Origin of the sequence: Flavobacterium sp., assembly GCF_043773265.1 — a bacterium.
Taxonomy (GTDB): domain Bacteria; phylum Bacteroidota; class Bacteroidia; order Flavobacteriales; family Flavobacteriaceae; genus Flavobacterium.
This window is the reverse complement of the sequence record NZ_JAYVFH010000121.1, coordinates 1-19885: the sequence shown is the minus strand read 5'-3', so window position 1 is coordinate 19885 and position 19885 is coordinate 1. Positions and strand designations below refer to the sequence as shown.

General features: G+C 30.3%; 14 protein-coding genes, 1 tRNA gene and 1 pseudogene. 3 read left to right on the top strand and 13 right to left on the bottom strand.

Annotated elements, in window-relative coordinates:
* The 3 genes and pseudogenes from ACH2BO_RS06520 to ruvC all read right to left on the bottom strand — a co-directional run.
* A pseudogene (locus ACH2BO_RS06520) lies at positions 1-252 on the bottom strand (cyclase family protein); the annotation flags it as partial.
* A gap of 11 nt (positions 253-263) precedes the next feature.
* On the bottom strand, positions 264-1439 hold the full coding sequence (gene hemW / locus ACH2BO_RS06515) for a radical SAM family heme chaperone HemW (RefSeq protein WP_395043947.1): 1176 nt from the start codon (positions 1437-1439) through the stop codon (positions 264-266).
* 58 nt (positions 1440-1497) lie between these two features.
* A complete protein-coding gene (ruvC, locus tag ACH2BO_RS06510) occupies positions 1498-2052 on the bottom strand; it encodes a crossover junction endodeoxyribonuclease RuvC (protein WP_395043946.1) in 555 nt (184 codons plus the stop codon).
* 82 nt (positions 2053-2134) lie between these two features.
* Here ruvC and ACH2BO_RS06505 point away from each other — a divergent pair, with 82 nt between their 5' ends.
* Both ACH2BO_RS06505 and ACH2BO_RS06500 read left to right on the top strand, forming a co-directional pair.
* Positions 2135-3091, top strand: a complete 957-nt coding sequence (locus tag ACH2BO_RS06505) for a lysylphosphatidylglycerol synthase domain-containing protein (protein WP_395043945.1) — start codon at positions 2135-2137, stop codon at positions 3089-3091.
* Positions 3092-3219: 128 nt separating this feature from the next.
* Positions 3220-4368 carry a glycosyltransferase gene (locus ACH2BO_RS06500; RefSeq protein ID WP_395043944.1) on the top strand — a complete coding sequence of 383 codons (1149 nt, stop codon included), beginning with the start codon at positions 3220-3222 and terminating at the stop codon, positions 4366-4368.
* On the opposite strand, the gene ACH2BO_RS06495 is transcribed toward ACH2BO_RS06500, so the two are convergent.
* Both ACH2BO_RS06495 and ACH2BO_RS06490 read right to left on the bottom strand, forming a co-directional pair.
* Positions 4369-4845, bottom strand: a complete 477-nt coding sequence (locus ACH2BO_RS06495) for a hypothetical protein (RefSeq protein ID WP_395043943.1) — start codon at positions 4843-4845, stop codon at positions 4369-4371. It abuts the gene before it with no gap.
* A gap of 4 nt (positions 4846-4849) precedes the next feature.
* Positions 4850-5221: a hypothetical protein gene (locus ACH2BO_RS06490; RefSeq protein ID WP_395043942.1), complete on the bottom strand. Its 372-nt coding sequence runs from the start codon at positions 5219-5221 to the stop codon at positions 4850-4852.
* A 31-nt stretch (positions 5222-5252) separates the two neighbouring features.
* Here ACH2BO_RS06490 and ACH2BO_RS06485 point away from each other — a divergent pair, with 31 nt between their 5' ends.
* Positions 5253-5741 (top strand): DUF456 domain-containing protein, encoded by a 489-nt coding sequence (locus ACH2BO_RS06485; protein WP_395043941.1) that lies wholly within the window; start codon positions 5253-5255, stop codon positions 5739-5741.
* Positions 5742-5756: 15 nt separating this feature from the next.
* Here the strand turns inward: ACH2BO_RS06485 and ACH2BO_RS06480 are convergent, their stop codons facing one another.
* From ACH2BO_RS06480 to dnaE, 8 genes are all read right to left on the bottom strand, one after another.
* Positions 5757-7148 carry an alpha/beta hydrolase-fold protein gene (locus ACH2BO_RS06480; RefSeq protein WP_395043940.1) on the bottom strand — a complete coding sequence of 464 codons (1392 nt, stop codon included), beginning with the start codon at positions 7146-7148 and terminating at the stop codon, positions 5757-5759.
* Positions 7149-7240: 92 nt separating this feature from the next.
* Positions 7241-10549 (bottom strand): T9SS type A sorting domain-containing protein, encoded by a 3309-nt coding sequence (locus tag ACH2BO_RS06475; protein WP_395043939.1) that lies wholly within the window; start codon positions 10547-10549, stop codon positions 7241-7243.
* A gap of 303 nt (positions 10550-10852) precedes the next feature.
* Positions 10853-10926, bottom strand: a tRNA-Asp gene (locus ACH2BO_RS06470).
* Positions 10927-11011: 85 nt separating this feature from the next.
* Positions 11012-11938 carry a DUF58 domain-containing protein gene (locus ACH2BO_RS06465; protein WP_395043938.1) on the bottom strand — a complete coding sequence of 309 codons (927 nt, stop codon included), beginning with the start codon at positions 11936-11938 and terminating at the stop codon, positions 11012-11014.
* A gap of 98 nt (positions 11939-12036) precedes the next feature.
* Positions 12037-12354, bottom strand: coding sequence for a thioredoxin (gene trxA, locus ACH2BO_RS06460; protein WP_395043937.1), 318 nt, complete (start codon positions 12352-12354; stop codon positions 12037-12039).
* Positions 12355-12580: 226 nt separating this feature from the next.
* On the bottom strand, positions 12581-13450 hold the full coding sequence (locus ACH2BO_RS06455) for an Abi family protein (RefSeq protein ID WP_395043936.1): 870 nt from the start codon (positions 13448-13450) through the stop codon (positions 12581-12583).
* On the bottom strand, positions 13451-16219 hold the full coding sequence (locus tag ACH2BO_RS06450; RefSeq protein ID WP_395043935.1) for a hypothetical protein: 2769 nt from the start codon (positions 16217-16219) through the stop codon (positions 13451-13453).
* A gap of 27 nt (positions 16220-16246) precedes the next feature.
* Positions 16247-19885, bottom strand: a 3639-nt coding sequence (gene dnaE / locus ACH2BO_RS06445) for a DNA polymerase III subunit alpha (protein WP_395043934.1), incomplete at its 5' end; no start/stop codon positions are given.

The window sequence follows — 19885 nt, the reverse complement described above, 5'->3', positions numbered from 1 at the left end:
GCTGATATGTCCCACGCATTCGGTATGCGTACCGTTGCCGTGAGGATTAAATGTAACAGTTCTAAAGTTCACGCTTCCGCCCTTGTTCACGTCGCCCACCCATTCGCCCATCACAACGGGTTCAAGTTTCATTGGTTCTACATACCATGCGCTCGCGCAATCCTTATTGGCGCGTAACGGAATAGAAATATCAATTGGTTTTGATAAGTCGATTTCAATGTATTTTTCGTTATGATGAATTGTTGCTTTCAAGTGACATGATTTTATTCCAAATTTAGCAAAAACAAATCACTTGCAATTCCATCACTCAAAAACTTTCCTTTTTTGGTAGTTCGCAAAATGTTTTCATCAACAAAAAGTAAATGATCTTCAATATATTTCTCAGCTTGTTGGTTAAGGTAATCTAGATAAGTTTTTCCAAATTCAGTTTCAATTCTGTCTAAAGAAATTCCCCAAATTGTTCGCAAACCAGTCATAACATATTCGTTATATCTATCTGTTTGAGTAAGTTTTTCAGTTTCTGATGACAATTTATTTTCGGATATTGATTTTAAATACAATGAATTATTAGACACATTCCAACTGCGAGATTGTCCATCATAACTGTGAGCTGAAGGTCCAATTCCGATATATTTTTTACCCAACCAATAACTAGAATTGTTTTTAGAAAAATAATTTTCTTTCCCAAAATTGGATAATTCGTAGTGAATAAAATCATTTTCAGATAATTTATCTACCAGAATTTGAAAATGTTCTTGAGCAACTTCATCATCTGGTTGCGGAATAATTCCTTTTTGAATAAATGTATGCAGAGCAGTTTTTGGCTCAACAGTTAAAGCGTAACTAGAAATATGCGGAATGTTGAAAGACAAAGCAGTTTCAATATTTTGAAGCCATTTTTCATTATTCATATTTGGAACTCCATAAATTAAATCGATAGAAATATTATCAAAATATTTTGTGGCAAATTCTAAACATTCTTTGGCTTCCGCCGAATTATGAGCTCGATTCATCAACTTTAAATCGTCTTCAAAGAAGGATTGAATTCCTATCGATAGTCGGTTGACTCCAATTGCTTTGAATTCTTCAAAGAGATTCCTCGTTCCTTGGAATGACAAATCTGGAGACAAATCATCAGGATTCGCTTCGACTGTAATTTCTGGATTTTCTACTACTTTAAAATGTTTATAAACTGTATCAATTAATAATTTTATATCTGAAACGTCTAAAATACTTGGCGTTCCTCCACCAAAATAAATGGTTTCTATAATTTCGTTGTCACTTCGAGCGCAGTCGAGAAGCTCACTTTTACGCATTTCAATTTCTTTAGCCAATGCCAGAACCATCTCGTCTTTCTTTTTCATTGAAGTAGAAAAATGGAAGTCGCAATAATGACACGCTTGCTTGCAAAATGGAATGTGGATGTAGATTCCGCTCATGTTTTAGTATTCAGTGTTCAGTGTTCATTGCTCAGAAATGCCAACTGAACACTGAACACTACTTCTTAACTCTATTTTCATTATTCTTTACAAAAGCATCCCAACCTGTATAACTTTTTTCTCCAACCACTTTGCCAGAATTGAAAAAATGACAAACTGCAGCTGCTAATCCATCAGTTGAATCGAGATTTTTTGGTAATGTTTTTAATCCTAATAATTGTTGTAACATTTTGGCAACTTGTTCTTTGCTGGCGTTTCCATTTCCAGTAATTGCCATTTTTATTTTTTTAGGTTCATATTCAGTAATCGGAATTTGTCTTGACAATCCTGCTGCCATTGCAACACCTTGCGCTCTTCCTAATTTTAACATTGATTGCACGTTTTTACCAAAAAAAGGTGCTTCAATAGCAATTTCATCTGGATGATGGGTTTCTATTAACTCTATTGTGCGTTCAAAAATTACTTTTAATTTGGTATAATGATCGTCGTATTTACTCAATATCAACTCGTTCAACTGAAGAAATTCCATTTTCTTGTTGACTACTTTTATTAATCCGAAACCCATAATGGTTGTTCCTGGATCTATTCCTAAAATTATTCTTTCGTTTGCCAATTATTTATATTTATCAAACCTCAAAGGTTTTAAAAACCTTTGAGGTTTCTAAAGTCAAGAGAAATTACGTTTCTTTGCAACTATGTTTACAATTCCTCACAAAGCTAAACAATTCTTGGTTTTTTCAGTCAAACTTTTGATTGTTGTTGGTGCATTTTATTTTATTTACAATCAACTCGCTACCAATGACAAGTTGGATTGGGACAAATTTCTTATCTTATTTTATAAAAATCAATCGTTTGCTGGAATTTCGTTTATCTTATTTTTTAGCTTTTTAAATCGTTTTTTTGAAATTCTAAAATGGCAAAATCTGGCACAAGTTGTAAAACCGATTACTATAAATGAAGCTACAAAACAAGTTCTTGCTGCTTTAACATTGGGCGTTTTTACTCCAGTTGGCGTTGGCGAATATGCAGGAAAAGCTTTGTACTTTGAGAAGAAAGATACTAAAAAAATTATTTTTCTTAATTTAATTTGCAACGGAATTCAAATTGTTGCGACAGGAATATTTGGAATTATTGGAATGATGCTTTTACACTTCGACTGCGCTCAGTGTGACAAAAACATTGGTTTTTGGAGTTTCGGAATTATAATAGTTACACTAGCATTTTTTCTGTTTTCATATTTTACCAAAAAAATAAAAATAAAAGGTTATTCTATTGAAGATTTGTTAGAAAAAATTAATGAAATTCCGAAGAAAATACATCGTAAGAATTTAGTTTTAGGATTTTGCAGATACATTGTTTTTTCGCATCAATATTATTTTTTGTTTTTGGCATTTGATGTAGATTTGCCTTACATGACTTTGATGGCAACAATTACAACAGTTTATTTTTTAGCTTCGATTGTGCCTAGTTTTCAGTTTTTAGACTTTGCTTTAAAAGGAAGTTTGGCAATTTACTTCTTTGGTTTGCTTGGCGTTAACGAATGGATTGTAGTTTTTGTAACTATGCTGATGTGGTTTTTAAATGTGGTTTTACCAGTGGTTTTTGGTAGTTATTATGTTTTGGTTTTTAAGGTTTTGCCACGAAGACACTAAGTCTCAAAGATTATAAACCATTAAGGAAGTTAAGTTCATTAAGATTAATATTTCGTGAAAACTTTGATTTTTGTAAATTCGTGGAAACTGTTCGCCTTTTTGAAAATTCGTTTGTAAACTATTTATCTATGATTGAAATTATATTGTTTGTTATTTTAGCGGTTTATGTTGTATTTATTCTGCAACTGATTTTTGGTTTTGATAAAGTGAAAACATTTGTTAGAACTGAAGAAAAACCAATAACAAAATTTTCAATTATTGTACCTTTTAGGAATGAAGAAAAGAATTTGCCAAAGCTTTTAAAATCAATTTCCAATTTAAATTATCCTAAAGAATTGTTTGAATTGATAATGATTGATGATTTTTCTAAAGACAATTCTGAAAGAGTTTATATTAAATGGCGAATGGAAAATGGGTTGATTGAAACCACTCTTTTAGAAAATTTGCGCTTATCAAATTCACCAAAAAAAGATGCAATTTCAAGAGCAATTCCAATTTTAAAAAATCAATGGATTGTAACAACTGACGCTGATTGTACTGTAAATAAAAATTGGCTATTGACTTTAGATAATTTTATTCAAAAAAATAATGCAGAAATGGTTGTTGGTGCTGTGGTATACAAAACCAAGAATAACTGGTTTCATCATTTTCAACAATTGGATTTATTGAGTTTGCAAGGAACAACGATTGGCAGTTTTGGCATTGAAAAACCATTTATGTGCAACGGAGCAAATTTTGCTTACACCAAAAAATTGTTTACCGACATTGGTGGTTTCGGTGGAAATAATAAAATAGCAAGTGGTGATGATGTTTTTTTATTACAAAAAGCTATAAAAAGTATTTCGGATAAAGTGCATTATTTAAAAAATACGGATGCAATTGTTACAACAAAACCTGAAAATGATTTGTATAAATTATTTATGCAACGTGTTCGCTGGGCAAGTAAAACTTCTTCCTATTCTGATAATTATTCTAAAATTTTAGCAGTTGTTGTGTTGCTGATGAATTTGAGTTTGGTTGCAGGTTTTGGGTTGCAAGTTTTGGGCACTTCGACTGCGCTCAGTGGGACAATAAAGTGGGAAACTTTGATAATAGTATTTTTAATTAAATATGCTATTGATTATGTATTGCTTTTTAAATCTAATGTTTATTTGAGAAATGGAAAATTTTTACTTCCAATCGCTAGTAGTTTAATTTATCCAATATTTTGTAGTTGTGTTGGGATTTTTTCTTTGTTTGGTAGTTTTTCTTGGAAAGGTAGGAAGTTTAATAAATAATTATTTTACTTTAATAATTACTGGTAAAATAAATTGAGTTTTTACAGGAATTCCTCTTTTAATCGCCGGATTTATTTGAGGCAAATCTACTAATCTTGCTTTAAAAATACTATCTATTTTCACTTTGTCGTAAGCAACAGAATCTTGAGAAAATTGGGGTTCAAATTTCATTGAAGCATCAGAATTTACTGTTACTTTTACTTTAATTGTATCTAATTCTGGATATAAAATAGACAAAGTATCAACGCTTAACTTTTGCTGAATTGCGCTTGTTAAAAACTCGAAAAAGCATTGTTTTCTTTGCGTTTCATTAGTTAGTTTTTCACACTCAACCACCGATGGATATTCGTCTACTTCTTTCCAATTTATTTCTTTTAGCTGTTTTTCTAACAATTCTTTTTCTGTTGGAACTTTCTTCTCAAAATATTGACAAGACTGAAGTGTTAAAATAAAAAATAGTGCTAAAACCTTTTTCAAAGTATTATTTTTTGGAGTTTAAATAATCGGAATAACTTCTTTCAAACCAATCTTGTTTTGCTTTTTGAGCTTCCTCTTTTTGGGCTTTGTATAACAACCCGAGTTTTTCAGAATAAATTGCAATTTTTATTGTGTAAGTATAAAATTCTTCTTTAGATAGTGTAGTTTTTTTGTCGCTTTGCTTTGCAAAAAACTCAAAGAACAAAGTGTCAAATTCTTTTTTATTGTATGCTTGTACTTCTTTTTTATACTTTGTATATAATGTTTCTTTTATAGAAATATCTGGATCATTAGATGTCTTTTCTTGTCCAAAAGCATTGCTAGTTGAACAAAAAATTAAAAAAGAAAAAAGCATTATTTGAATTATTTTTCTCATATTCGTTTCCAAAAATACTAAAAATTATTTTATGGATATCATTTTGGTTTCACTAGGTTTACTTTGTTGTGTGGTTGGTCTTTTTGGCAGCTTTCTTCCAGCTTTGCCAGGACCACCAATTAGTTGGATTGGACTTTTACTTCTTTATTTAACTAATTACGTAGAAAATAATTATTGGATTCTAGGTTTTACTTTCCTACTAACAATTGCAATTACTGTTCTAGATTATATTATTCCTGCCAAAGGTACAAAGAAATTTGGTGGTACAAAATATGGTGTTTGGGGAACAAATATTGGATTAATAATTGGTTTATTTTTTCCTCCAGTTGGTTTTATAATTGGATTATTTGTTGGTGCTTTTATTGGCGAATTAATATACAATTTTCAAGACAAAAAAGGTGCTTTGAAAGCAGCAACTGGAGCTTTTTTGGGGTTTCTAGTTTCTAGTTTTATGAAATTTATGGTGTGCTTATCATTTTTATTGTTGTATTTGTTTGTTGCAATAAAAAATTATCTATAATAAATAGTATTTCACTTATCTTAAAAATATTTTGATAACCTCGGCTGTTGGATTAGATTTAGATTTAAGAAAATATATTCCTGATGAAATGGAGATTGGCAAATGATTACTTCCGTTAGAAACATTTATTGTTCCAATATTTAAACCTTGAATTGAAAACACATCCAAATCTAAATTGTCAGCTATACCTTGCGCAACAATATTACCATAATTGTCTTGATAAACAATTGGCTTTTCTATTTGTGGTTGGTTAGATTCTAATAAATTTTCTGTTTGAAAAAGCCATAAATATGCAGCGCTAAACTCGCCTCTCCAATACGACTCGGTATGAGTTCCATAACTATCAAACTTGGTTATTACATTACTATTAGAAACTCCTTTGCTTAAAAAAATGTTTTTTACTAAATTAACATCTGTAACCATAGATGAAGATTCTGTTTGACCTGCAACAAAATACATTCTTAAATTGGTCAAATTATTGGTTGTTGAAGTAATGTAATTATTCATATTAGTTAATGAAAACCAAAAAGCTGGACTAAAAATTCCAACTTTAGAAAAATAGTTTGAATAGGCAGTACTTCCATAAGTTGAAATAAATGCTCCCATTGAACTACCAATTAATGCATTGAATTGTGACTCTGGACGAGTTCTAAAATTAATATCGATATAGGGTTTTAAAGTTTCAGCAACAAATTGCATATATAAATTACCTTGTCCGCCACCATAACTTGAGTTAACCCATGGAGAATATTCATTTAGTCGTTCTGCTCCACCATTATCGATTCCTACAACAATTGCTCCATAATTTCCTTGTGAGTGAAGTGTATTTAAGGTTTCGTCAATTTGCCATTCACCAGAAAATGAAGTAGCATTATCAAATAGATTTTGTCCATCTTGCATATATATAACAGGATAGTTTTTAGATGTTGTAAAATAATCTGGCGGTAAATAAATCCAAATTTTTCTATATCGATTTAATTGTGGCATATAGAAATTGTTACTCAATATTTGAACATTAGACGCAGCAGTGCTTGTTGTGCCAGAACCAGCAATGTCTTCCCATGATTGAATAGTCAAATTTATTGTTTGCGGATTACCTGTAAATGCAAAAGACCTATTTGGCAAATAACCTCCTGATGCATTACCTTCAACAGATACCCAACTTCCTCTTGTAAATTTATATTCAACAACTCCTGTTCCTTCTGGAATAAGAATTTGCCATGCACCAAAACCATCTGGTTGCATAGTATATTCTGTATTACTAGGATTCCAAGTATTTAAACTTCCTGCAATATATATTGTAGCATTTATTGGTGTATTACTAGGAATAGCAGTTATTCTGAGAGTAACTTGTGCCGTTATTGAGTTAACAATAAGCAACATAAAAATCAAGAGTGTTTTTTTCATTTTAATATATTATGTAAAACTATATTATTTATTTTATCAAAAAATGGGAAGTTCAAAAATGCTTCCCATTTTTTAATATATTTTATAAAAAACTATTTAACAATCAGTTTTTTTACAACTTTTAAATTGTTTTCTGTAATAACTTCAATAAAATAAAGTCCAGAATTTACAGATGATAAATCAATAGTTTCGGAAACAGCTGTTGAATTAGGTTTTACAGTCATAATTAGTTTTCCTAAAACATCATAAACCACAACTGAATTTATTGCATCTGAATTATTTTTTAATGATATAGTTACAAAATCGCTTGTTGGGTTTGGATAGAAAACAAAGTCTCCATTTTCAAATTCATTAATAGCTAATGTTGTCACAAATTCTGTATTAAAAGTATTTGTAACAATTGCTGGATTAAAATCAAAATAAATAGAAGCAGTATTTGGAATAATATCTCCAACTGCATAACCAGCATTTGGTTTTACTTTAAACATTACATATCCTTTTCCAATACTAGTATTCTCAACAGAAACTGGCAATTGTATGTTATCAAATTTCCATGTAAGATTATTACCAACTCTATCCATAACATAAGGATGACTTGCTGCAACCATTCTAATAGATGTTTGATCTAACTGACTATCTAAAACATCATTTACTCTTACATTAATTGCGCTTGCAGTTCCAGAATTTTCAAATCGTATTGTGTAATACAAATAATCATTTGATGTGAAAGATGAATGTAAAATTCGTTCACCATGAGATTCCATTTTATCATTTGGATCATAAGAGCCAATTACAATTTGAGTTGTTGAACTATAATTATTTTCTGGAACAATATCTCCAGTAAGTGGAATTATTGTAGCTGAGTTAGTTAATAATTGATTGATATTTACAACAGGAATATTTGGAACTTGCATTGAAACTGTAAACATTCTAGTTTCGAAAGGTAGTAAATTAGTAAAATTATGTGTAAATCCTGTTGAAGTTGTAGCTGTTGCTGATGGTGTTAATGAACTTATAGTAACATTAGCATCTTTAGTAAATGTTAATGTTCCAGAAGTAACAGTTTGGTTACCAAGATTAGTGTAAATAATTTTATTTTCATAAGTAAAACCTGGTCTTGGCGCACTTACTGGAATAATTGTAACTGCCAAATCGTTATAGGTTTGAGCAACTGTTACAGGAAAATTATAAACGGTCATGCCTGAACCAGCAATAATGTTTATATTACTGTAAGACGAAGTTGTTACGTTATAATTACTTGCATAAGATGAATTTATACTATAAGACAAATCATAAGAATTTGAAGCGTTAATATCATAAATTCCATAAGTTCCTGTTGGAGAAATTATGTTATGAATAACAGTATTATCATTTACTTCATAATGAAATTGTCCTAAAGGAAAATTTGGTTCACCAGATTGTTGTGTGCCATTATTATTAGAATCTAAAAATGCATTTAACAATAATCCCGAACAATTTATTGTTCCTGTAGAACCAGAAGTTTGAGAGATTGTAATATATCCTGACTGATTACTAAAATTTGTTGTCATAATTAAATAGTATTGTCCTGGTAAAGCATTTGGAATTGTTGCAGTTTCAACTGCTGCGCCAGAATAGCTACAACTAACTATTGTACTAGGATTTAATGGACTACTACACGGCGTCAATGGATCATTAAATGGACCATAAATAATATAATCTACATCTTGATTACCAACACCTGTTGGAGTATTGCTCTGAGTTATTAAAAGATTAATACTACCAGCAGTACTTATTGGTAAATAAAACCAAGTAGGATTTGGTGTTGAACCTAAACAACCTGCAAAGCCATTTGTAGTTCCATTAATAGTATTATTAAAAGGTACACCAAGAGCACTACACAATGAATTTGCTTGATTACAATTAAATGCAGTATTACAAATTACAAATGCTCTTGCGTTAAAAGTATATAAAGAATCGCAAGAATTAGAAATAATTTCTCTTACAAAAATTGGAGTGTTTGTAATTGTATTTGCTACTGTAAATGTTACAGGATTTAGTATTGGTGAAACCATATTTTGAGCATTAGCCAAACTGGTATAATATTGTAATGTATTGGTTGAAGTTATTTGTGCTTGAATTGTTGTTAAATTAAAAACTACAGATCCATCATTATTATCATCACATTGATCCATATTTGAAAGTGTTAAAACATTACTTGAATTTTGTTCAACAATTAATAAAAAAGGAAAGACTTCATAAGATTGTGAGGTATTGTTTTCTAATCTCGCAAAAATCATTTGTGATAAAATAGTAATACAATATGGAGAAGATAATGGGTTAACATCATTTATAGCATCAGCTTCAGTAGCGTGATAAGTGATTGTATATTGCGAAGGATTTAATGAACCAATAATAAAACTATTATTCATTTCTAAATTAAAACAAACTTGACTTCCAGTATCACCACATTGTGTCAAATTAATTGGTGTTCCAGATTGATTACATGGAATTGGTGTTATTGTTAAAACCGACCATTCACTTACATCAGTTGCTGAACAAATAGCTCTAATATTAACCGTATAAACTCCTGCATTACAATTTAATCCTGTAAGTAAAAATGGACTATTATCTGCAAAATATGTTTGACCAGAAGAAACACCATTTACAAAAGTTGTAATTTCATATTCTAATGCTGTTGGAGAATAAGTCCAATCAAGCAAAGCCGTAGTTGATTCAATATTTGAAACTGATAAGTTTAAAACAGACTCGCAAGTAGTTCCACAATCAACAAAAACCATTTCAACTATACCTACAGAAGAACATCCAGATACCATATCAGTTATTAAATAAAAAACTGGTGGTTGAATTGGCGCTCCAACAGAACTTATGTAACAATTTGGGTTTACAATTGCATTTGTATTACTTTGTGCATCTACTTGGGTTACATGAAAACTTACTATAGAATTTGGAGAACTATTTAGAATTTGAGGAACTAAGCTTAACAAATTCCAACAAGGAAAACTGGTGGTTGCATCTATACAATTTGTTAAAACTTGTGATGTTGCTTGTGGTGTTTGATTAACCGTTAAATCATATGGTAAAATTTGAACTTCAGTTGTAGTATTATTGACAACTCTAGCAAAATTTGTTTGAACATAAATTAACATATTTACATATGGACTTGATAATGGGTTAGCTCCAATTTGTGCATCAACTAAAGAATTATGATGGGTAACTGTAAAATTAGAAGCATTTAAACCTCCTAAAATTTCAAAAGAAATTTCTGCTAAATAAAAAGCAGCAAATCCATCATTATTGTCATCGCAAACATTATTATATAATGTTGGTTGATTTAATGCTTGAGAAAAAAGCACCGATGAACAGAAAAATAAAACAAATAATAGTAATAGTTTTTTCATGTTGTTTATAGTTTTGATTGTTATAGATTTTTGAATTCAAATTTTGATTAAAGTTAAGATTTCATCAAAATGACTTGCAATATACAAATTTTCAATATATTAAATAAAAAAATGCTATAAAAACAAAAAAGCTATTCACAATAAAGTGAAAAGCTTTTCATTGGTCTAACTACTAAACCGTGATACGCTTTACAAAGGCGTATCGAAAACAACACAACTATTTTTATCCCTTATTATGGGGACTTTTTTGGGCAAAAAAGCACTTTGTTACCAAAGTGCTTTTAAATATTTTCCCAAATTAAGCGGTCTGGACGGGACTCGAACCCGCGACCCCATGCGTGACAGGCATGTATTCTAACCAACTGAACTACCAAACCATCGCTTTATTGCGGTTGCAAATATACAATCGTTTTTTGTATCTACAAGAGTTTTTAAATATTTTTTTTCATTAATAAAATGTTTTTAACCAAAGTTTTGTTTTTCAACTAAATATGTAGTCAGAATTTTTTCGAAATTGGCACCAACATTAACTGAAACGTATTTAATTTTGTTTTGGGCGCAGGTTAAAGATATATTTTTAAAGTATTTTTTTATATTTTTTTCATATTCTTCTTTTACATTTTCAGCAAAAAGATTGATTATTTCACCCGATTCTACATCAATGAATTTTCTTGGAGCATTATCAAAATCAAAAGTGAGTTCTCTTTTTTCATCAATAACATGAAATAAAACTACTTTATGCTTGTTGTGTTTTAAATGTTGCAATGCATTAAACAGTTTTTCGTTATCTTCATTTTGAAACATATCAGTAAACAAGACAATCATTGATCTGCGATGCATTTTCTCTGCAATTTGATGCAAATAGGTTATAGTATCTGTTTGTTTAGGGATTTTAGTGTTTTCTAAAAGATTTTCTAGAATATTTAAAATCATTCTATGGTGACGATCACTTCCTTTTTCTGGAGCATAGAACTCGTATTTGTCTGAAAAAATGCTTAGTCCAACTGCATCGCGTTGTTTTTTAAGTAAATTCATTAAAACGGCTGATGCAAGTACAGAAAATCCAATTTTACTTTCGTAGAATGGTTGGTTGTTTTCTAATTTGGGATAATGCATTGATGAAGAATTGTCAATAATTAAATGACAACGAAGATTAGTTTCTTCTTCATATTTTTTGGTATATAATCTATCTGTTTTTGCAAAAAGCTTCCAGTCTATATGTTTAGTACTTTCGCCAGAATTGTATATTTTATGCTCGGCAAACTCGGCAGAAAATCCGTGAAATGGTGATTTGTGCATGCCCGAAATAAATCCTTCGACAACTTGATTGGCAAGTAGTTCTAGATGTTTAAAACCAGATATAATTTCTTTTTGTTCCTCTATCTTCATAGTTCAAAGGTAATTTGAAATTTCTAAAAATTAAAAAAAAATTATGAAACAAAAAAGTCCAGCTTTTGCTAGACTTGATTTATTTTGTTTTGTAAAGATTACAACAATGCATCAACTGCATCTGTATACGTTTTTTTAGGTGCAACACCAACTTGACGACCAACAACTTCACCGTTTTGAAAAATTAAAACCGTTGGAATGTTTCTTACTCCATATTTTGCAGCAAATTCTTGGTTTGCATCAACATCTACTTTTCCAACTGTTGCTTTTCCTTCATATTCTATAGCGATTTCGTCTATAACTGGACCAACCATTCTGCATGGTCCACACCAAGCTGCCCAAAAATCTACTACTACTGGTTTGTCTGATTTTAATACTACTTCTTCAAAAGTTGCATCTGTTATTGCTAATGCCATATTTTTTTATTTTTAGTTTCTAATTTGTTCTGCAAAATTAACAAATAATTCCTTAAGACAATGTTAATTGAGAATTGGTTTTTATTATGTGTGTATTTGCGGAATTGATTATAATAAAAAACCCAGAGCAAAAAAATGTCTGGGTCGATTTTCTTATTTTATAGTGCTCATTTATAGCAGTTTGTATAGTAGTGCACTTAACAGAGTACAAAAGTAATAAAAAAAATTACATATCAAACTTAATTTTAGAATTTATTATATTTTTAACCAAATTATTTTCTGAGGCAGTTGCTAATAATTTTTTTAACTCTTCCTCCAAATCTTTAGCTCTATTTTTAGAAACCTTACTCAAAATGTAAAGAAGCAGACGTAATGAAGCGTTTAGATTTGATGTGTTACCTGTATTAATTCTATATTTTAAATTCGGAATTCTTCTAATTCCTATCGGTTGATTATAATCAAAAAGTACACCATTATGTGAACAAATATTTCTAATATTAATTATGGAAATAAAATAATTATTTAATAAACTTACATCTCGAAAACCATAAACTGCCGAAATTTGTTTTTTTAATTCTTCATTTTTAAGATTAGAAAAGAACTTAAATGTTTGCCCAAATGTTAAAAACTCAAACACTTTCCAAGCTGGTGCATAATCGCATGGATAATTAACATGATGCTTTACTAAGTTTTTGTTTTTTGTTTTTAAATTAAAATAGATAGTATTAAATTCTTTAAAAATAGAACTATCAACTATTTTAGAATCTACATACCAAGCGTTGTTATCATTATAATGATTGGATGCATAGTACAAAAGTTGTGTGCGAAAATGAACTTCAATTCTGTAAATATATCGTAAGAGTAACATCTTCATGTCAAAATCAAAATAGTAAAGTTTAATGATATCATTAAAGTTTACATTAGTGATGAAATTGTGCGTTTTTTTATCTTGAAAATAATAAGAATAAAAACCAAGTCGATAATAACCAATATCTAACAATGTTTCTTTTATTTTTTCTACATCACAATCAAACACCATTCCTCTACTTTCTAGAAGTGTTATTTGCTCATCAACCGTTGTGGCTTTAATTCCCATTTAATCAAAATATTTAAAATCCTCTATTAACATTCTATAAATTTCTTCTTTTACTTTTTTAGTTTTTTCTTGAATTGTTGTAATTTTTTCTAATAAATCAGAACATTCGTTTATATCAGCATACTTTTTTATTTGGATTAGTCCACTATCTTTGGTAACAAAATCTGGATAATCAAAATATTTAAAATAAGCTTCTTCATGTAAACCAACAGATTCTAGAGTTTGACCTTTAGTATAATTTAAATTCCAGAATTGATAAAATAGTTCTATTTCATTGGCTAATTCTAAAGCAACAGATTTTGATTTTTTAATTTCTTTTTGTAATGTAGTTTTATAAAAACTATTTTGATTGTTTGGACTCATTGGATTATCAACATAAACTTCTGGTGCGCCAATTACTGGGTTGTCTTTTTCAAACTTAGTAACCACACAACGGTTTTCTGCCAAGCCAAAAGCGTAACATAATGCATACCAATCTATTTTTAAATCATCTTGAATGTTGGGTTGCCAAATTTCATATTGATTTGTCCATAATGGATTTCTACTAAAAATTGATTTACTAATTGAATACCAACTGAATAATGCTTGGCTTGACAAAATATCATATGCACAATATGACCGACTATTTGCTGCTCCAGAATGAATTTGTTGTAAATTGATAGAACTAAATGAAGACATTAACATAAACCAAACTCTATCTGAATCATTTGATAATCTTTCAGAAGGTTCTTGTCTTAACCTTACTGGTGTATTATCATCCATAAAACCGACAAAAGTTCCATTTGTAAATCCATAAGGAGAATTATAACTTGTGTGACGTTGATCATTTAATGGAAAACCGCTAACTATTTTTAATTTTTTTTCATCAATAGAAAAATTTCTGTACATATTATATCGTGGTTGTCTTACCAATTTATCCTTTCTATCCAATTTAGGCAATAAGTCTCTAATATCGCCACGAGAATTATCTAAATTAACAAAATCAAATTTATTTACATAATTTTCCACAGATGGGTTTAACTCTTCATCATTATCATTCCAATTAAATGCTAAATCGATTTTCTTTCCTTCGGTTAAATCTAGCACTTTTACTTTGTTTTGTCTTTCTTCATTAGGTTCATATTGCCAAATAGTAAAAGCCAACGGCCATTTTCCTTTTAGTTTAAAAAACTCATTGCTAGTAGTTATAAAACCATTTAAGTAGGTGAAATTTTCATCCCAAGTTTTTCTAAATTGTTTGTATGTTGGTCTCGGAATTAACCAAGAAGTTGGTGTAAAAATCATTACCAAAGGTTTGGCATCTGGCAATTTAATAGTTTGTGCTTTGCAAATATTTAGAATTTGTCCAAGAAATGCTAAATATCGTTCTTTACCAGCATCTGCGCCAGTTAATGCAAGAATATCAGCATTTATCTCATATTCTGCATCCGATTTTTCACGAGCAAAAACATTTTCATCTGTATTTTTATACGGTGGATTTAATAAAAAAGCTAATGGTTTATCTATTCCTTTATTGGTGCTTTGTAAAACTGCTTTTTCAAGTTCGTTGTAATAATCAACACCACTTCTGTCTAAAAAGTTTAATCCTTCGTTAGCAATAGTTTTTGGTACAATTGTAAAACCAGTTTCTATATGCCAAGGATCAGCTTTCATCCTTTTTTCAATAATTTTTAATAAATCTGGTTGCAGTTCAGATATTATTTTATGTTTTAATTTTCCTTTGTAACTTGATATTAAATTTCCAGAACCACCAGCTGGATCGAAAACTACATAGTTTTCGTGAATGGTTTCAAAAACTTCATTTTTGGCAAACCAAAGTGCAAATTTACTTAGGTTATCATCTGTAAAAAAGATTCCATGTTGCTTAACATATTCTGGATCAATTACTGCCAGAACTTCATCAAATCGAGAGAAATAATAATCTACTGTTAAACCAGAACCTTCGTTGGTGAAAATATATTGTGTTTCTATAAACTTGGTAAATTCTTTTTTGTGTTTTGCTAAAACATTTATATTTTCTGATGCCTTTTTGCCTGAATAGCCAATTACTTGAAATGTTTCAGAATCGAGATTTTCAGCAACAGATGATGTTATATCCCAAAAAGGAATAATAGAATAAAAAGCATGAACAGCATCAATTGGTGTTTCAAAATAAAGTTTCATTCTCTCGATGGCATGTATAAAATTATGCCTATTCACTTGAATTTTTTCTGAGTCAAGATTATTAAGTTCTTTAAGAATTGCATACGTTTCAGTAATTAAACTTTTTCTATCCTTAAATAATTCACCTTTTAAATCTTTTGGATCTAACCAATATCTTGCGGCATCTTTAATTAAAAGTGCATTTGCTTTTTGAGTTTTGCTTGCATTTAATTTCCCAATATCACTTGGTGCAACATTTGCATCGGCTGTATTAAACATTAAAACTGCATAATCTGGTAAATTTTTAACATTCCAGATAGCACAAAATTCATGACTTACAACCATTATTGAATTATATGATAAACCATATTTCTTTTTGTAATGCAATGCTTGGTAAAATCCTTCAAGCCATTGTGAAAAATTAGTTTTGGCTTCAACTATTAATTGACCTTCTACATAACCATCTGCACCATGAGTATTTTTGCCAGATTCTATACTAAATTTATTGGGGAAAACTTTCGTAAATAATGGGTACAATAAATGACGTTTAGCATCTTCGTTTTCATTACTTTCAATATATTTTTGTAAATCGCGTAATTCTTTATCGTAAGTTATTTTTTTTGCCATATTTTTCTTTTTCCAAATGTAAGAATTTTAATTCAATCTAAATTCAACCTCCAAATTCTCCAATTCCTCTAAAAGCTGTTTCGATATTTTAACCTTCAATCTTCTGCTAGACATTTCTAAAGTTGTAATTTTTTTAACTTGTTCTGTAGCAATTGGAGCAATTTCAGCAATATCTTCTTCTTCAAGATTTTCATTCACATCAAGATTTTCAATATCAATTTCATCTTCATTTGAAGCAAGTAAAACTGGCTCAATACTTTTTACTATTTCTTCAGATTTTGCAACTAATTCTGTTTCTACAACTTCAAAATTCACAATTTTATCGCCTTCATTGGCTTTAAAAACTTCGTTTAATTGCTGAATTAAATGCTGTTTTAAATCGTAAATATTTAATTGAATAGATAATTTCTTTGCAAATGTTGGCAACACATCTGCTAATAATTTAGCATCTTGAAACGAAATTTGTGGATCCGATTTTTTTCCTGTTTCTCTATTTACCCAACCGTCTTTGACTCCAATTTTGAAATAAATAAATTGATTATTGACTAAAAAATGTCTAAATTTTAAATACTCTTCGTTAAAAATTCTAAAATCGTGACTTTCATCGTAACCTTCTAAAGTGAACATTGCCCAATCTTTTCCGTTTTTTCCTGTTCTGTATTGCACATTAGTTACAATGCCGCCAAAGGTTAAACTCTTTCCAATTAAATTATCTAAACTTTTAAGTTGTATCAATTTTACATTACAAAACTGACTCATTTCATATTTATAATCGTCAAGCGGATGACCAGAAATGTAAATTCCAACCACTTCTTTTTCTTTAGCCAATTTCTCCATTGTACTCCATTCTTCGCATGGTGGCACAATTGGTTCGGCAATTTGAACATCACTAGCTTCGCCAAATAAACTTACTTGAGATGAATTTTCATTTTCTTGAAATTTTGATCCATAACGAATTGCTTTTTCATAAAAGGTTATTCCTTCGCCTTCAATGTGAAAATATTGTGCTCGGTGTGTATTTTCAAAACAATCAAATCCGCCAGCAAAAGCAAGACTTTCGAATGCTTTTTTATTGGCTGCACGCAAATCTATTTTTTTGGCCAAATCAAAAATTGATTTATAGGGTGCATCTTTTCTGTTTTGAACAATGGTATCAACAGCATTTGCTCCAACACCTTTTACTGCGCCAATTCCAAAACGAACTGCGTAGTCATTGTTTACCGTAAATTTGTAAAAAGATTCGTTTACATCTGGACCAAGAACTTTTAATCCCATTCGCTTACATTCCTCCATAAAGAACGAAACTTGCTTAATGTCACTCATATTATTACTTAAAACTGCAGCCATATATTCTGCTGGATAATTCGCTTTTAAATAGGCAGTTTGATAAGCAATCCAAGCGTAGCAAGTAGAATGCGATTTATTAAATGCATACTCTGCAAATGCTTCCCAATCTTTCCAAATTTTTTCTAGTTTTTCTGCACTGTGTCCTTTTGCTTCGGCTTGAGAGATGAATTTGGGTTTCATTTTATCCAAAACCTCTTTTTGTTTTTTTCCCATTGCTTTTCGCAAAACGTCAGCATCACCTTTAGAAAAATCGGCTAATTTTTGAGACAAAAGCATTACTTGCTCTTGGTAAACTGTAATTCCGTAGGTTTCTTTTAGCAATTCTTCACACGCATCTAAATCGTATGTAATGTCTTCTTCGCCATTTTTACGTTTAATAAAACTTGGAATATAAGCAATTGGTCCAGGACGATAAAGTGCATTCATGGCAATTAAATCTCCAAAAACTGTGGGTTTTAATTCCTTCATGTACTTTTGCATTCCGGCACTTTCATACTGAAAAATTCCAACGGTTTCGCCACGTTGAAAAAGTTCATACGTTTTTTCATCATCAATAGGAAATGCATCTGGATCAATATCTTTTCCTGTTCTATATTTTACAAGTTTTACAGTATCTTTAATTAAAGTTAGGGTTTTTAGTCCCAAGAAATCCATTTTTAATAAGCCAGCACTTTCTACAACTGAGTTATCAAATTGGGTAACATACAAATCTGAATCTTTGGCAGTTGCAACCGGAACAAAATTGGTAATATCGCTTGGCGTAATAATTACTCCGCAAGCATGAATTCCTGTATTTCTTAGATTTCCTTCTAGTATTTGTGCTTGCTGAATGGTTTCTCCACCCAAATCGCTTCCGTTGGCAAGAGAAATTAATTCTTTTACTTTTATAAAATCTTCTGGTCGTAATGCTGCTTTTAATTTGGCATCATCCATCGAAAATATTTTGGCAAGATTTAAGTTTAGCGGAATTAACTTGGCAATTTTATCGGCTTCAAATAAAGGTAAATCTAAAACTCTGGCTGTATCACGAACAGATGATTTTGCAGCCATTGTACCATAAGTAATAATTTGTGCCACTTGCTTGGAACCGTATTTTTTTATTACATAATCCATTACTTTACTTCTTCCTTCATCGTCGAAATCGATATCAATATCTGGAAGTGAAACTCTATCTGGATTAAGAAATCTTTCAAAAAGTAAATTGTATAAAAGTGGATCAATATTAGTAATTCCGAGACAATAAGCCACAACAGAACCAGCTGCAGAACCACGACCTGGACCAACAGAAACTCCCATTTTTCTAGCTTCGGCAATGAAATCTTGCACAATTAAAAAATATCCTGGATAACCTGAATTTTGAATTGTTAGTAATTCAAAATCGATACGTTCCTGAATTTCTGGTGTAATTTCAGCATACCTTCTTTTTGCTCCTTCGTAAGTTAAATGATGTAAAAATTTATTTTCTCCTCTTTTTCCTCCATCAGATGCATCTTCTGGAACTATAAATTCGGTTGGAATTTCAAATATTGGAAGCAAAACTTCACGTGCCAAATTAAAAATTTCTATTTTATCAACCACTTCTTGAATATTAGCAATGGCTTCGGGTAAATCGTTAAAGAGTTGCTTCATTTCATCACTCGACTTGAAATAATATTCTTTATTGTCTAATCCAAATCTATATCCACGACCACGACCAATTGGTGTAGCTTGTTTTTCTCCATCGCGAACGCAAAGTAAAATATCGTGTGCGTTTGCATCTTCTTTATTGATGTAAAAAATATTATTGGTTGCAACTGTTTTTACATTATGCTTTCTTGCCAAATCAATCAAAGTGGAATTTACACGATTTTCGTCTTCTTGATTGTGACGCATTAATTCGATATATAAATCTTTACCAAATTGTTCTTTCCACCAGAGCAAAGCTTCTTCCGCTTGATTTTCTCCTAGATTTAAAACTTTATTTGGAATTTCGCCATACAAACTTCCAGAAAGTACAATGATGTCGTCTTTGTATTTTTGGATAATTTCTTTGTCGATTCTTGGAACATAATAAAAACCTTCTGTGTATGCAATGGATGACATTTTGGCCAAATTGTGATAGCCATTTTTGTTTTTGGCAAGCAAGACAATTTGATATCCATTGTCTTTTCTAGTTTTATCTTTATGATTATCGCAGACAAAAAATTCGCAACCAACAATTGGTTTTATAATAGTTTCTTCTGGGATTTCTCCAGCTTCAATTGCGGTTTTATTTTTGGCTTCTGCCGATTTATTATGGTATAAAATATCTCTAACAAAATGAAAAACGCCCATCATATT

Coding starts and splice junctions, on each gene's coding strand:
- ACH2BO_RS06450 (WP_395043935.1), bottom strand. CDS start 16,219: ATGGCAAAAAAAATAACTTACGATAAAGAATTACGCGATTTACAAAAA.
- ACH2BO_RS06490 (WP_395043942.1), bottom strand. CDS start 5,221: ATGAGAAAAATAATTCAAATAATGCTTTTTTCTTTTTTAATTTTTTGT.
- ACH2BO_RS06475 (WP_395043939.1), bottom strand. CDS start 10,549: ATGAAAAAACTATTACTATTATTTGTTTTATTTTTCTGTTCATCGGTG.
- hemW (WP_395043947.1), bottom strand. CDS start 1,439: ATGAGCGGAATCTACATCCACATTCCATTTTGCAAGCAAGCGTGTCAT.
- ACH2BO_RS06500 (WP_395043944.1), top strand. CDS start 3,220: ATGATTGAAATTATATTGTTTGTTATTTTAGCGGTTTATGTTGTATTT.
- ACH2BO_RS06485 (WP_395043941.1), top strand. CDS start 5,253: ATGGATATCATTTTGGTTTCACTAGGTTTACTTTGTTGTGTGGTTGGT.
- ACH2BO_RS06465 (WP_395043938.1), bottom strand. CDS start 11,938: ATGAAGATAGAGGAACAAAAAGAAATTATATCTGGTTTTAAACATCTA.
- ACH2BO_RS06480 (WP_395043940.1), bottom strand. CDS start 7,148: ATGAAAAAAACACTCTTGATTTTTATGTTGCTTATTGTTAACTCAATA.
- ACH2BO_RS06455 (WP_395043936.1), bottom strand. CDS start 13,450: ATGGGAATTAAAGCCACAACGGTTGATGAGCAAATAACACTTCTAGAA.
- trxA (WP_395043937.1), bottom strand. CDS start 12,354: ATGGCATTAGCAATAACAGATGCAACTTTTGAAGAAGTAGTATTAAAA.
- ACH2BO_RS06505 (WP_395043945.1), top strand. CDS start 2,135: ATGTTTACAATTCCTCACAAAGCTAAACAATTCTTGGTTTTTTCAGTC.